This is a genomic window from Rhizobacter terrae, from assembly GCF_003852895.1.
GTDB classification, from domain to species: Bacteria; Pseudomonadota; Gammaproteobacteria; order Burkholderiales; family Burkholderiaceae_C; genus Albitalea; species Albitalea terrae.
The window spans coordinates 1,332,961-1,345,458 of sequence record NZ_QUSW01000001.1 but is presented as its reverse complement, the minus strand read 5'-3'; the positions used below and the strand labels follow the sequence as shown (position 1 = coordinate 1,345,458).

At 68.4% G+C, this 12,498-nt stretch carries 13 protein-coding genes; 6 read left to right on the top strand and 7 right to left on the bottom strand.

Going from position 1 to position 12,498, the window contains the following annotated elements; translation table 11 throughout:
• Nucleotides 1-7: 7 nt before the first annotated feature.
• Nucleotides 8-1,225, bottom strand: coding sequence for a 6-phosphofructokinase (locus DZC73_RS06220; protein ID WP_124539282.1), 1,218 nt, complete (start codon nucleotides 1,223-1,225; stop codon nucleotides 8-10).
• Between the two features lie 291 nt (nucleotides 1,226-1,516).
• Between DZC73_RS06220 and DZC73_RS06215 the strand changes: the two genes are divergently transcribed.
• A complete protein-coding gene (locus DZC73_RS06215) occupies nucleotides 1,517-1,798 on the top strand; it encodes a hypothetical protein (protein WP_124539281.1) in 282 nt (93 codons plus the stop codon).
• A gap of 15 nt (nucleotides 1,799-1,813) precedes the next feature.
• Here the strand turns inward: DZC73_RS06215 and DZC73_RS06210 are convergent, their stop codons facing one another.
• The gene (locus DZC73_RS06210; protein ID WP_124539280.1) at nucleotides 1,814-2,119 is read right to left on the bottom strand and encodes a flagellar basal body protein; all 306 of its coding nucleotides are present in this window, start codon (nucleotides 2,117-2,119) and stop codon (nucleotides 1,814-1,816) included.
• Between the two features lie 78 nt (nucleotides 2,120-2,197).
• Here DZC73_RS06210 and DZC73_RS06205 point away from each other — a divergent pair, with 78 nt between their 5' ends.
• On the top strand, nucleotides 2,198-2,506 hold the full coding sequence (locus tag DZC73_RS06205) for a hypothetical protein (RefSeq protein WP_124539279.1): 309 nt from the start codon (nucleotides 2,198-2,200) through the stop codon (nucleotides 2,504-2,506).
• Nucleotides 2,507-2,703: 197 nt separating this feature from the next.
• Here DZC73_RS06205 and DZC73_RS06200 read toward each other — a convergent pair whose 3' ends face one another.
• Nucleotides 2,704-2,961: a hypothetical protein gene (locus tag DZC73_RS06200; RefSeq protein WP_124539278.1), complete on the bottom strand. Its 258-nt coding sequence runs from the start codon at nucleotides 2,959-2,961 to the stop codon at nucleotides 2,704-2,706.
• 101 nt (nucleotides 2,962-3,062) lie between these two features.
• On the bottom strand, nucleotides 3,063-4,208 hold the full coding sequence (locus DZC73_RS06195; RefSeq protein WP_161974476.1) for a diguanylate cyclase domain-containing protein: 1,146 nt from the start codon (nucleotides 4,206-4,208) through the stop codon (nucleotides 3,063-3,065).
• Nucleotides 4,209-4,440: 232 nt separating this feature from the next.
• On the opposite strand from DZC73_RS06195, the gene DZC73_RS06190 reads away from it, so the two are divergent.
• The 3 genes from DZC73_RS06190 to DZC73_RS06180 all read left to right on the top strand — a co-directional run bounded on the left by DZC73_RS06190 (nucleotide 4,441) and on the right by DZC73_RS06180 (nucleotide 8,838).
• Nucleotides 4,441-7,062, top strand: a complete 2,622-nt coding sequence (locus DZC73_RS06190; RefSeq protein WP_161974475.1) for a hypothetical protein — start codon at nucleotides 4,441-4,443, stop codon at nucleotides 7,060-7,062.
• A 97-nt stretch (nucleotides 7,063-7,159) separates the two neighbouring features.
• Nucleotides 7,160-7,792: a hypothetical protein gene (locus DZC73_RS06185; RefSeq protein ID WP_124539275.1), complete on the top strand. Its 633-nt coding sequence runs from the start codon at nucleotides 7,160-7,162 to the stop codon at nucleotides 7,790-7,792.
• Nucleotides 7,793-7,950: 158 nt separating this feature from the next.
• The gene (locus DZC73_RS06180) at nucleotides 7,951-8,838 is read left to right on the top strand and encodes a dienelactone hydrolase family protein (protein ID WP_124539274.1); all 888 of its coding nucleotides are present in this window, start codon (nucleotides 7,951-7,953) and stop codon (nucleotides 8,836-8,838) included.
• 28 nt (nucleotides 8,839-8,866) lie between these two features.
• Here DZC73_RS06180 and DZC73_RS06175 read toward each other — a convergent pair whose 3' ends face one another.
• A complete protein-coding gene (locus DZC73_RS06175; protein ID WP_161974474.1) occupies nucleotides 8,867-9,910 on the bottom strand; it encodes a GGDEF domain-containing protein in 1,044 nt (347 codons plus the stop codon).
• 170 nt (nucleotides 9,911-10,080) lie between these two features.
• On the opposite strand from DZC73_RS06175, the gene DZC73_RS06170 reads away from it, so the two are divergent.
• Nucleotides 10,081-10,650 (top strand): 2OG-Fe(II) oxygenase, encoded by a 570-nt coding sequence (locus DZC73_RS06170; protein WP_124539272.1) that lies wholly within the window; start codon nucleotides 10,081-10,083, stop codon nucleotides 10,648-10,650.
• On the opposite strand, the gene DZC73_RS06165 is transcribed toward DZC73_RS06170, so the two are convergent.
• Nucleotides 10,607-11,779: an MFS transporter gene (locus DZC73_RS06165; RefSeq protein WP_124539271.1), complete on the bottom strand. Its 1,173-nt coding sequence runs from the start codon at nucleotides 11,777-11,779 to the stop codon at nucleotides 10,607-10,609. The genes DZC73_RS06170 and DZC73_RS06165 overlap by 44 nt on opposite strands.
• A gap of 21 nt (nucleotides 11,780-11,800) precedes the next feature.
• Entirely contained in the window at nucleotides 11,801-12,496 is a 696-nt protein-coding gene (locus DZC73_RS06160) for a hypothetical protein (RefSeq protein ID WP_235835006.1), read from the bottom strand.
• Between the last annotated feature and the right edge of the window lie 2 nt (nucleotides 12,497-12,498).

The following is a 12,498-nucleotide window of genomic DNA, read 5'->3' as shown; positions in this document are numbered from 1 at the left end:
GCAGCGCCTACGAGCGGTTGAGCACCTTGGGCACCGCAGGCGCGCGCAGCCGGTGCGCTTGCGGCATGTCGCTGCCCAGGAGCGGTTGAAGGTAGCTTCGGAAGGCGTCGGTCACGTCGGTGCCGCTGGGCGCGATCAGCTCATCTTCCATCACACGCGTTTTCGCGGCGACGCTGTCCAGCGGCACCAGCTCGAAGCCACTGGCGTAAGAACCCGTGCGCTTGATGGCGACCGACCCGTTGCGCCCGCCGCGCATGGCGAACTGCACCGCCCGCTCTCCGGCCTCGCGCGCCTCGCGCTGGTCCACGTCCGACACGCAGCCGAGGAAGCTGCGCTGCAGGTAGCCGAAGGTGTCGCCGCGCACGCGCTTGATCTTGAGCTTGTCCTTGATCTCGTCGCACAGAAGGTCCGCCAGCGCGCCGGTGCCCGACAGCTGCACGTTGCCGTGGGCGTCGCGCTCCACCGATTGCGCCAGCTGGGTGATGATGGCCTCGCCCGAGGCGTCGTGGATGCCCTCGGACACGGCGATGATGCAGCGCCCCAGCTTGTCGTAGGTGCGCTTCACGTCGGCCAGGAAACTCTCGATCGAGAAATTGCGCTCGGGCACGTAGATGAGGTGCGGGCCATCGTCGTGGTACTTGCGCGCCAGCGCCGACGCGGCCGTCAGGAAGCCGGCGTGCCGGCCCATCACCACGCCCACGTAGACGCCGGGCAGCGCCGCGTTGTCGAGGTTGGCGCCGGCGAAGGCTTGCGCCACGAAGCGCGCCGCCGAGGGGAAGCCCGGCGTGTGGTCGTTGCCCACCAGGTCGTTGTCGATGGTCTTCGGAATGTGGATGCAGCGCAGCGGGTAGCCCGACTTGCTCGCCTCCTCGCTCACGATGCGCACCGTGTCCGACGAGTCGTTGCCGCCGATGTAGAAGAACTGCCCGATCTCGTGGGCCTGCAGCACCTTGAAGATCTCCTGGCAGTACTTCAGGTCGGGCTTGTCGCGGGTGGAGCCCAGCGCCGACGCCGGCGTGGCCGCCACGCGCTCCAGGTTGTCGTTCGTTTCCTGGCCCAGGTCCACCAGGTCTTCGTTGACGATGCCACGCACGCCATGCCGCGCGCCCACCACGAGGTCGATCTCCCGGTATCGCCGGGCCTCCAGCACCGCACCCACCAGCGACTGGTTGATCACGGCCGTGGGGCCGCCGCCTTGCGCAATCAGGATCCTGTTCGATGCCACGAAGCCTCTCCTAGAAAGTCGATCGTCGGGATGAATCCCTGTCCTCCAGGGACTCGCCAGTGCGTTGATATAGCGCCGTAACCGCGTTGTTCCTGCCGGGTCGATCCCTAGTGTGACGGCAAATGCCGGGGTCCTTCGATCTAGGGGCTCAACGCGTTTTTCCCCCAGTTGGAGGATGGCGGCACCCGGGTCGGCGACCTACTGTCTGTTCATGAACAGGGAAGTTCGACGAGCCGTCTCCAACGTGTTGTCGGGCACGCAGCTTGCCGAAAGAAAGTCAGAGAGAACGCCATGAGCCTCGCACTTTATCGACTCCGCTTGTACTGGGACGGCCGGCATGGGGCGGTACGCAACGGCGACGACACCCGCATCCTGGTTGAACGTCCGCTGCTTCGCGGTGCAGCCAACGCCGACCAGCTCGAGGAAATCGACTATGCGCCGGAGGTGAACGTCATGCAGGTGCGCGAGCGCACCGGTGACTGGCGGCAGATGACCGCCGACGAGATTGCGGCCTGTGACGCCTTGCTGGCCGGGTTGACCCAGCCCGACTGGCTCACGGCCGAGGCGGCCTGAGCGGGCCGCCCGCGCTCAGGCACGCAAATCGAGCAGGGCGCCCAGCATCTGGTCGTGTGTCTTCACGACCTGCAGGTTGGCCTTGAAGAGATAGACCGACGACATTTGCTCCACCATGTCCGCCGCCAGCTGGTCCAGGCCGTCGCCTTCGGGCAGTGCGGCCACCGTCGCGGACACCCCACCCCCCGCATCTTCCACCGGCACCACCGTCTCGCGGCGGTAGCCAGGCGTCTGCGCGTTGGCGATGTTGTTGCCCGACGCGTCCGCGCGCTTCAGCGCGACGTTCAGGCCCGACATGGCAATGGCGTTGAGTGAATTCATGGCGTCTCGTCCGGTTTTCGGCGGCCTGTTGCCGGACTTGAGCGCTTTTTGCCGACAGGCTCACGCGACAATGCGGCCATGAAGACTTCCGAGCGGATCAACCTCGTCGCCGACCGCATCCAGGCGGTGCTGGATGCCCACCCCCAGCCGGGCAGCAACGTGCAGGCCATGGCCGAATTGCGTGCCGCAGCTGCGCAGCTTGGCGCCAAGGACCCGTTTTCGTCGGGCAAGCTGGTGGAGCTGATGGAAAGGGCGCAGGTGTTCTACGGCCGGCAAAGCCTCTTTCGGTTGCCTGGAAGCGCCCAGCGCCTGTACGCCGTCATGCACGGCGAGCTGCTGGACATGCTGCGCATGCGCGCCCGGGTCATCGCGTCGCAGGATGATTGACGGCACGAGCACACGTACCCATCAAAAATCATTGCGCCTGGCCATTGGCCCCGCAAGCTGTAAAGGCTTGCAGTTTGCAAGTGGGGGCGTCGCTGCTTCAATAGCGCTGAACGACGCTGTCATTACAACAAGCTCAAAGGCGGCGCCATCCTCACGGGTGGCGCCGCCTGCGGCATTCTGGAGGGGCCGAGCGCCGCTCAGCGGGCGTGCATGCGTTCCCAGTAGGACACGGCCTTGCCCACCCAGTCGTTGAAATGCGGGTCGTGAAGGGCGTAGTAGGGAATGCCGCGGGCGGTGAACCGGGCTGCTTCCTGAGTCAGGCCGCGCCGCGGGCAGCGCTCGGCTTCCAGCTCGATGGCATGCAAGGCGATGGCGCGCTGCATCGGGTCGGGGGCCAGCAGGTGCTCGCGCAGGCTGCGGGAATCGGTGATGGGGGCATCCTGGTGGTGCTGCATGTCTCGGAATCTCCGGCGAATCTCTGTCTCCCTGGTGTCGGCAGGGGCAGGGCGCACCTTGAGTCGGAGTTGCACGCCCGACAGAGGCCTTTTTCACGGGATCAGGCCGGCAGGGTCTCTTTCCGCTCCGGTTCGATGGCCGCCGGCAGTGAAGCCACCCGGGACTTGCCCAGCCGCTTGGCCAGGTACATCGCCTGATCGGCGCGGGCGAGCAGGGTGGAGCTGTCCGGTGCATCCTCCGGGAAGAGCGCGATGCCGATGCTCGCGCTGACCAGCACGTCCGCATGCCCATCGATGAGCGGCCCGCGGATGGCCTCGATCAAGCGCTCGCCCAGAGCTGCCGCGCTGATGCGGCTGTCCGCATCCAGCACCACCGCAAATTCGTCGCCGCCCAGGCGGGCGAGCAGGTCGCTTTGCCTTACGGTGCGGGCGAAGCGTTCGCTGACGCGCTGCAGCAAGGCGTCGCCGGCCTCGTGTCCGAGGGAGTCGTTCACGCGCTTGAAGCCGTCCAGGTCGATGAACAGCAGCGCCGCCAAGCGATGCTGGCGGCGCGCCCGCATGACGGCGCGTTCCAGCTCCTCCAGCAGGTAGCGCCGGTTGGGCAGCAGGGTCAGCGCGTCGTGGAAAGCGTCGTGGGCCATGCGTTCGTGCAGGGCCTGGCGCGCGGCAGCTTCGCGCCGCAGCAGCCGCCAGACCAGCACGCTGGCCACCGAGGCGACCAGGAACAGCACCAGCGCCGCGCCATAGGTGGCGGCCCGGCGCCGTGCCACGAGCTTTTGCAGGGCGGCGTTGCTGTCGGCCTCCAGGGCTTCGAGCTGGCCGATGATCTTGTTGATCTGCACCATGTAGTGCCGGCCGTTGTCGGCATGGGCCAGCGTCTCGGCCACGTCGCGGCCGACGTCGCGCTGGGCCTGGATCGAGTCCTCCAGGTCCTCCAGCTTCAGGCGCTCCCAGCGTCCGAAGCTTTCCAGCAGCTTGGCGGCGGTGGGGTCGCCGGCGTACATCGCCACCAGCGTGGCGTGGTATTGCCGCGCTTCCTGGGTGGACTTTTCCCAGCCTTCGAGGTGGCGCGCATTGGCCGTGATCAGGTAGCCGCGCTGGGCCGTCTCGGCCTTGTGAAGGCTGTTGAGGGTCTTTTCGAGCACCAGCAGCCGCTGCGTGGAGACGTGCCGCTGCTCCTGCGCCGCATCGGTCATGCGCTGCAGCGACCAGGCCGCGGCCATGGTCAGGAGAAGCAAGCTGGCCATGCTCACCAGCAGCCAAGCCAGCTTGCGGGGAGCATGTTCGGGTACTGCCGGGAACATCCGGTGGTTTTCGGATTCCGGCGGCAGGGTCTGAAGCCCGGGCGGCCATCCATGCCCGCCGAGCGGAAAGACTTGGCAATCCGCCGGTGCCGCCCTACATTGCCCGCCACCCGAAGCCACCGGGATCAGCGGCTTCGAAGGCCCAAGAACGACCCACGAACCATCGGGAGCGCCCATGGGAAGCGACGACAAGAGCGGTTCTTCGACCATGCCGGCGCCGCGCCGGGGCATTGCGGTCATCGCCGTGCACGGCGTGGCCGACCAGGTGGCCGGCGCCACGGCCCGCACCCTGGCCGAACTGCTCGTGTCCTCCGTGCCCGGGGACATCCGCTACCGCATCGACGGCGACGACGAAGTCGCCCTGCGGGTGCCGCCGCTGGAACCCACGCCGCAGGCCCAGGCGGGCGAGCAGCTCAAGGCCGACACAGCCGAGCCTGCCACGCCGCGGGGCAACCGCCCCATCGCCAAGGCGGTGGCGCAGTCGCTGCGCTCGGACCTGCACCGGCCCGACTGGGTGGTCGACAAGCGCGTGCCCATGAGCGAGGCGCCGTCGCCCACGGATGCGCCCAACCCGGGCGTCGAACTCACCGACTTCCTGCTCTTCAAGGCCTGCCGCAACCACATTCCCACGGTGGCGTACGACACCACCCGCCTGCGCCTGAAGCGCCAGGGGGTGGGCACGCCCGAGCAGGACGTGGATGTCTACGAGATGTACTGGGCCGACCTCTCTCGCCTGGCCGGCAGCGTGCCGCGCATCATCAGCGAGCTGTTCACGCTGCTGTTCCGTTTGTCGCAGCTCGGGCGCGATTCGGTGGCCGCGGCGGCGCGCCAATTCGAACAGGGCGGACACCATGCGCGCCGCTGGCGCTGGCTGAGCGCGCTGCAGGCGGGGCTGGACTGGGCCTTCTCGCGCGTGCTGGCCATCCTCACGCTGCAGCTGGGCATGCTGGCGCTGATGTTCCTGGCCGTGGGCATCGTCGCGGGCAGGCCGCACTTCGCGGACAGCGCCAGGCTGGCGCTGTCCTGGGTGTTGCCGGTGGCGCTGCTGCTGTGGTGGCTGTACCGCGCGGACAAGAGCCTGCGTTGGTGGGTGTCCTGCCTGGGGAGCCTCGCCGTGCTGTGCCTGGCGCTGGCCTGGACACCCGCGCACTGGGTGGTCGGCGTCGCCTGGCTGGGCGTGTTGAGCCTGGGCTGCGACTGGATCCTGCGCATCTGCGACGAGCGCTTCCCGATGACGCGCTTCATCGGCTGGGTGATGTGGGCCACCATGCTCTTCATCGTGTTGTGGTCGGCGCTGGAGCTGCCGGGCCTGCGCATCGCCGGCATGGAGGCGGAGACGGGCCTGCGCATCTTCACGTTCGGTGCCCTGCGCGCGGTGGAGTGGGTGCTGGTGGGCAACATCCTGTGGTGGGGCGTGGCCGGGCTGATGCTCTTCGCCTGGATGTTCGTCGGCCAGGCATGCACGACGACGCATGGCTTCGAGGGCCGCGCCAGCGTGGCCACGGGCCGGCTGGGCCTGTTCGCGTCCATGAGCCTGTTCGTGGTGCTGGTGATGGCCGCGTGGGCCGCGCTCACCACGGCGCTGGACCTGAGCGTGGCCGGCATGAACTACGTGCCGCTCTTCTTCACCGAGCCCGGTTTGCCGGTGGTCAGCGCGGTGCACTTCCTCGACGAGCGCTACCGCAACAGCACCGAGACCTTCTCCATCATTGCCATCCTGCTGGTGCTGCTGGGGGCGTACCTGGTGATCGGCTTCTTCCCGAGCGTGCTGGCCGAGTTGAAGCTGCTTCACACCGGTTCCGCACGGCTGGGCCGATGGCTCACCTTCACCTGGCGCTGGCTGTCGGTGGCGGTGGCCGTGCTGATGATCCTCGCCGTGCTCGCCGCCACGGTGGTGGGCGTGTCGCTGAACTCGCGCTGGCTGGGCCCGCCACTGCTGGAGACCATCAACGCGACCTTCGCCTTCGTGCCGCGCTGGTCGCAACACATCCTCAAGCCGCTGATCTGGACCGCGGCCAGCACCACCGTCGCGCTCTCTGCACTCGGCGGCGTGCTGTCGCGCTACGTGCCGTGGATGCGCGCCCCACTGGATGCAGCGCTGGACGTCGACAGCCACTTCCGCGAATTCCCGCGGCACGGCATTCCACGGGCACGCATCTTCTCGCGCTTCGCGGCGCTGTTGCGCCATGTCGCGGACCAGGGCTACGAGCGGGTCGTCATCGTCGCGCACAGCCAGGGCACGGTCATCTCCGCCGAGCTGCTGCGCTACCTGCAGTACCGCGCGGGGCAGGGCGAGCAGCAGGGCGGCGAGGCGGGCCGGCTGTGGCGCGACCTCGGGCCCGAGCTGCGACTGCTCACCGCCGGGTCGCCGCTGCGGCAGCTGTACGCGAGCTTCTTCCCGGTGCTGTACCGCTGGGTGGGTGACAGGAAAGAGGACCAGCAAGAACAGGCCTTGCGCATGGGGCCGACCGCCGGCGACGTGGGCGTGCGCCGCTGGGTCAACGTCTTCGCCACCGGCGACTACGTGGGCCGCTGGCTGTGGAGCCGGCCCGCGCGCGCAGGCGACCCGAGCGACACCATGGTCGACGAGGTGAAGCAGCCACAGGACGTGTACGTGGCCGAGTCCGTCGCACCCGACCTGCATGACGTGATGGGAACCCGCGCCGAGCTGGACGTGTGCCTGGGCCCCGGCGCCCACACCCACTACTTCGACAGCGACCAGCCCATCGTCGCCTCGCTGGTGGACCAGCTCGTCACCACCCCGTTCAGCGTCGGTGGCCACCCTGCCGGTGTGTAGGAATTGTTCGTTTTCGTGACCGATGGACCCTGCGTCGCATCGCGCCGGTCTATGCTGGACTCACTTTCGATTCGCGAGCTTCGCGAAAGGAGGCCTCATGAACACCGCGCGCTCCAATCCGCCGTGGCGAGTCGGCATGTCTGCAGCCATCGCGGCCTTGTCCCTGGCCGGTTGCGCATCCACCCAGCTCGATGCGCAATGGTCCGACCCGCAGATGGGCGCGAGCCCCTTGCGCGGCGCGAAGGTCATGATTGCCTGCGAGGCCTACGAGATGGTCATCAAGCGCATCTGCCTGGACCAGCTCTCCGCCGAAGTGGTGGCCCGCGGCGGCACGCCGGTGATCGCACCCGACACCACCAACCCGGCGCCGGGCCGCCCGCTTGGTGACGACCAGTACCTGGGCGCGGCCCGCAGCGCTGGCGCACGCGCGGTGCTCGCAAGCTACATCACACCTTCGGCCACCGCCGTCAGTCCGGGCATCACGCTGGGCATCGGCGGATTCGGCTTCGGCAGCGGTGGCGTGAGCGGCGGCGTGGGCGTGTCCGCACCCATCGGCGGGGGCGGCGTCAGCACCGGCTATGCATCGAACATCCGCGTCACCGAAGTGGCCAGCGGCAAGTTGCTGTGGACGGCACGCGCCACCTCGCCGCCGTCGAAAGACATCCAGACGCAGCTTGGCGAGTTGACGCGCACGGTGTTCGAGGCCGCGGACAAGGCGCACCTGTTCTGAGCTGAGGCGCGACGGGGCCGCACATCGCACGCTGGCTGGAATCAAGTCCCCACCCTCAACGTAGACCCTGGCACGGCGCCTGCACCGGCCGGCTTAAGCTCGCCCGCGGCGCGCGGCTTGCTGCCTTTCCAACACCCATTCCCGCGAGGTTGCACGAAATGACACGACCCACTGCCCAGGATTTCCACCCCGAAGTGCTCAAGCTGTTCGACAAGTACGTGCACGGCGCCATCAGCCGCCGCGGCTTTCTCGATTCGGCGCAGCAGTACGCCGTGGGCGGCGTGACGGCGGCCAGCCTGCTGGGCGCGCTCAGCCCCAGCTTCGCGGCGCCGGTGGTCTCGCCCACCGACACGCGCATCAAGACGCGCACGGCCGAGTTCCCTTCGCCACAGGGCAATGGCACCGTGCGCGGCTACCTCGCCTGGCCGGCCAACGCCACGGGCAAGCTGCCTGCGGTGTTGGTGGTGCACGAGAACCGCGGGCTCAATCCGCACATCGAGGACATTGCCCGGCGCCTGGCCACGGCGGGCTTCATCGCCTACGCGCCGGATGGCCTGGCGCCGCAGGGCGGATACCCCGGCGACGAGGACAAGGCCCGCGATCTCTTCGCCAAGGCCGACCAGCCCAAGATGCGCGCCGACTTCGTCGCGGCCGTCGCCGCGCTGAAGGCCCTGCCCGAAGGCAACGGCAAGGTCGGCGTGGTGGGCTTCTGCTTTGGCGGCGGCATCGCCAACTACCTCGCCACGCGCGTGTCCGACCTCAATGCCGCGGTGCCGTTCTACGGCGCGCAGCCGCCGGCCGAGGAGACTGCGAAGATCAAGGCGCCGCTGCTCATCCACTACGCGGGCGACGACGAGCGCATCAACGCCGGCTGGCCGGCCTACGAGGCCGCGCTCAAGGCCGCGGGAGTGAAGTACGAGGCCTTCGTCTACCCCAAGGTGCAGCACGGCTTCAACAACGACACCACCCCGCGCTACGACGCGGCGGCCGCCGACCTCGCGTGGAAGCGCACGGTGGAGTTCTTCGACAAGACCCTGCGCAGCTGAACCGCCGCCAGTTGCCCCGAGCCGCCGTTCAGGTCGACACGACGAAACGGTTGCGGCCCTTGTGCTTGGCCTCGTACAGGGCCGCATCGGCGCGCGCCAGCAGCTCCTCGATGCTCTCGTTGGAGCGGTAGGTCGCCACGCCGGCCGACATCGTCACGATGTGGCCATGCAGGATATGGCCCCAGTCCTTGCGCTCCGCCGCCGCGCGGATGCGTTCCACCGCCACGCCGGCGCTGTCGGCCTGCGTGGTGGCGGGCATGAGCATCACGAACTCCTCGCCGCCGTAGCGGGCGAAGCGGTCGGTGCTGCGCATGCCGTCGTGCACCAGCTCGCAGAACTCCTTGAGCACCGCATCGCCGGCCTGGTGTCCGAATCGGTCGTTCACGCTCTTGAAGTGGTCCAGGTCGAAGATGGCCACCGAGAAGGTCTGGTGCGTTCGGTTGGCCCGGTCGCGCTCCTCGCTCAGCAGCTGCATGAACTGCCGGCGGTTGAACGCGCCGGTGAGGTCGTCGTGCGTGGCCAGCTCGTTGATGCGCTCCAGCGATTCGGTGAGCTGCCGGTTCTTCTCCGACAGCTGCTCGCGCAGGTGGCTGAACTGCGCGCCGATGACGGCGAAGCGCCTCACCGCCAGGAAGAAGAACAGCCACAGCACGAAGATGTTGAAGTCCGTGGCGGGGATGTCGGCGAAGTGCGGCCGGCCCAGCACCAGCGCGAGCGCGGTGAGGGCGCCGAAGCCCAGCCATGCGTACAGGAACTGGCGCGGCGTGAAGCCCAGCATCGCGAAGTTGAAGGTGACCAGCAGCGACACCAGGAACACCGTGGCCAGCTGCGGCGCGATGGCCAGGAACGTGAGCTGGATGACGAAGTTGATGCCGATCTGCGCGTAGAGCAGCCAGCCGTCGGGAAAGCGCAGGTTCCAGTGCAGCGCGACCGCCGTGGTGAAGCACAGGGTGCTGGCCAGGCTCAGCGCGGTGAAGCTGGCCATCACCGTCCACGAGACCGCACCCGACCACGCATACAGGCCGATGATGACGCCCTGGAGCAGCGTGTTGACCACCGTGAGGGCGGTCATTCGCAAACGATGTTTCTGGAGCCGGGCTTGTCTCGCGTCCATGGTCCCTGGGAAGGACTTCGTTGTCGCACGAGCATACGCGAGCCGAACCGCATGGCGGGATTCCAGCGGCGGCGTTGGGGTCAGGGCGAGAAGAAGTTCTCGCTTCACGCTCGACTAGGATTCGTCCCATGAACGTTCATCCGCTGGGTGGTGGGGTCTTCACCATCACCGACTTTCTTTCCGACGACGAATGCAGCCGCTACATCGCGCTGAGCGAGGCCATGGGGTACGAGGAAGCCAGCATGGGGCCAGCCGGTCGAGAGGTGATCTTCAAGGAGCATCGCAACAACGACCGCATCGTCTTCGACCGGGCGGACATCGCGCAGGAATTGTTCGAGAAGGCACGCGCCAGCCTGCCCGCGGAACTCGATGGCTGGCGGCTCAGCGGCTTCAACGAACGAATGCGCTTCTACCGCTATGACCAGCAGCAGTACTTCAAATGGCACCGCGACGGCACCTTCCGCCGGTCGGACCAGGAGGAGAGTTTCCTCACCTTCATGATGTACCTGAACGATGGCTTCGAAGGCGGCGACACGCAGTTCCAGTGGGATTCAGTGAAGCCACAACGCGGCATGGCCCTGGTGTTTCCGCACCGGCTGAGCCATCAGGGTTCGCCGGTGATCTCGGGTGTGAAGTACGTGCTGCGCACCGATGTCATGTATTCGTCGCCAGCGCCGGTGCAGCCTGCCGGCGGCTGAGCAGCACGAGCAGCGCGACCGCGGTGGCTGCGGCAAAGGCAGCGCACACCATGGGCACCGGCCGGGCATCCTCGCCGGTGACGATGAAGGACGCGACCAGCGGGCCGAAGGCGCTGCCCAGCAGTTGCATGGCCGGCACCAGCACCGCGACGCGGCCGGTGGCATCGGCGCGGAAGGCCAGGCGGATGTGGAAGGGCATCAGGAACAGCCACGCGAAGCCGAAGAGGGCGCACATCGCGGCGAAGCCGGTGGTGGCGCCGGAAGGCGCGAAGTGGATGCCCGCGGCCACAGCCGCCAGCGCCACGGTGCCTGCGAGCAAGGTGGACCCGGCGCCCAGCCGGCGGATGACCACCGCCGCCACCGCACCGCCGATCACCTGCATCAGCAGCACGCCGGAAATCATCGTCTGCGATGACTGCGCGTCGAAGCCGGCCTGCTTGCCCAGCGGCTCGAGGTAGGCCCACAGCGATCCGATCGCCGCCATCTGCATGAACACGACGACCAGCGTGAGCACGGTGGCGAGCGACCACGGCAGGCGCGAAGCACCCACGCTCGGCAGCGGCGCCACCGCGGCCGGCAGGCCACGCGACAGCGCGCATGCCAGCAGCGACACCGCCGCCAGCACGGCGAAGCCGCCCGCCCAGCCCCAGCGCGGAATGACCGCGATGGCGAGCACTGCGGCCAGCGTGGCCTGCGCGAGCGTCTGCACCACGAGGAAGATGCTCGCCAGCCGGTCCGGCGTGGCCGAGCGCACGATGACGCAGGTGGTGACCCACACCAGCACGCCTTCGCTCAGGCCCGCCAGCGCTCGCACGATGGCGAAGCTGGTGTCGCCGCTGGCTTGCCCCGTGACTATGTCCAGCACGGCGGTGAAGAGCGCCGCCAGCACGGTGATGAGCCGCAGCTGCGACAGCGACAGCAGCGCATCGCCCAGGATCACGCCCAGCCCGACGGTGACGATCTCGCCCATCGCGACGATGCCCACGCCTTCGAGCGTGATGCGCTTTTGCTCCACCAGCTCGCCCAGCAAGATGGGCTGCAGCCCGATCATCAGCAGCGCGAGCGTGCCCACGGCCAGCGCCGAGGCGATCTGGCCGGGACCCAGCGGACGGGATTCGGTCGAACTCATGGACACCTCGCTCCTCATGCGTCAATACCCGCGGCTTTCCTCGGGCATCAGGCCTTGCGAGAAGCGCAGCGCGGCGCGCTTCTCGTCCTTCATCAGGCGCCGGTTGGCGACCAGCCTCACCCACCACGGCAGCGGCTGGATGCCCCCGCCCGTGGCCAGGGCGAGCACGCAGGCCTTGGCGCATTTCTCGAACAGTTCCGCATTCAACACCATGCGCTCGCAGGTGATGCCCAGACACGCCGGCCGGCCGCCGATGATGAGTGCATTGCCGCCCGTGCGCAGCGTGCGCGACAGCGAGGCGGTGCCATCCACCGGCGCGCCCATCGGGCCGATGTGCCGGGCCTGTTCGTCGAAGAGCTGCGGCATGGTGCCGCCGAAGTCCGCCAGTGCGCGGCCGTAGCCGCCGCCGCCCAGCAGCACCGCGCCCACGTCGGGGCGGGCGAGGTAGATGGCCGCATGCAGCGGTGCATCGTCGGTGGAGGCCACGGCACCGGCGAAGTCCAGGCGCGCGGGCAGGCTGCCGTGCGCATCGCCGAACCACAGCGTCGCGCCTTGCGGGCAGCGCAACGACAGGCTCGCGCCGTCGGGGAACAGGCCCTTGCCGCGCAGGCGGTGGCGCGCTTCGATCCAGGCGTCTCGCAATGCGTCGGCCGTGGCGGCACGCATTGGCGGACGGCTCGTGGCGGTGGAAGAGGGCGTGTCGATCGTCGCGTTCATGT

Excerpts from the sequence above, each read along its gene's own strand:
- DZC73_RS06215 (WP_124539281.1), top strand. The coding sequence starts at position 1,517 with ATGAGCCTCGCACTTTATCGACTCCGCTTGTACTGGGACGGCCGGCAT.
- DZC73_RS06160 (WP_235835006.1), bottom strand. The coding sequence starts at position 12,496 with ATGAACGCGACGATCGACACGCCCTCTTCCACCGCCACGAGCCGTCCG.
- DZC73_RS06170 (WP_124539272.1), top strand. The coding sequence starts at position 10,081 with ATGAACGTTCATCCGCTGGGTGGTGGGGTCTTCACCATCACCGACTTT.
- DZC73_RS06175 (WP_161974474.1), bottom strand. The coding sequence starts at position 9,910 with ATGACCGCCCTCACGGTGGTCAACACGCTGCTCCAGGGCGTCATCATC.
- DZC73_RS06190 (WP_161974475.1), top strand. The coding sequence starts at position 4,441 with ATGGGAAGCGACGACAAGAGCGGTTCTTCGACCATGCCGGCGCCGCGC.
- DZC73_RS06165 (WP_124539271.1), bottom strand. The coding sequence starts at position 11,779 with ATGAGTTCGACCGAATCCCGTCCGCTGGGTCCCGGCCAGATCGCCTCG.
- DZC73_RS06195 (WP_161974476.1), bottom strand. The coding sequence starts at position 4,208 with ATGGCCAGCTTGCTTCTCCTGACCATGGCCGCGGCCTGGTCGCTGCAG.
- DZC73_RS06210 (WP_124539280.1), bottom strand. The coding sequence starts at position 2,119 with ATGAATTCACTCAACGCCATTGCCATGTCGGGCCTGAACGTCGCGCTG.
- DZC73_RS06185 (WP_124539275.1), top strand. The coding sequence starts at position 7,160 with ATGAACACCGCGCGCTCCAATCCGCCGTGGCGAGTCGGCATGTCTGCA.
- DZC73_RS06205 (WP_124539279.1), top strand. The coding sequence starts at position 2,198 with ATGAAGACTTCCGAGCGGATCAACCTCGTCGCCGACCGCATCCAGGCG.
- DZC73_RS06180 (WP_124539274.1), top strand. The coding sequence starts at position 7,951 with ATGACACGACCCACTGCCCAGGATTTCCACCCCGAAGTGCTCAAGCTG.
- DZC73_RS06200 (WP_124539278.1), bottom strand. The coding sequence starts at position 2,961 with ATGCAGCACCACCAGGATGCCCCCATCACCGATTCCCGCAGCCTGCGC.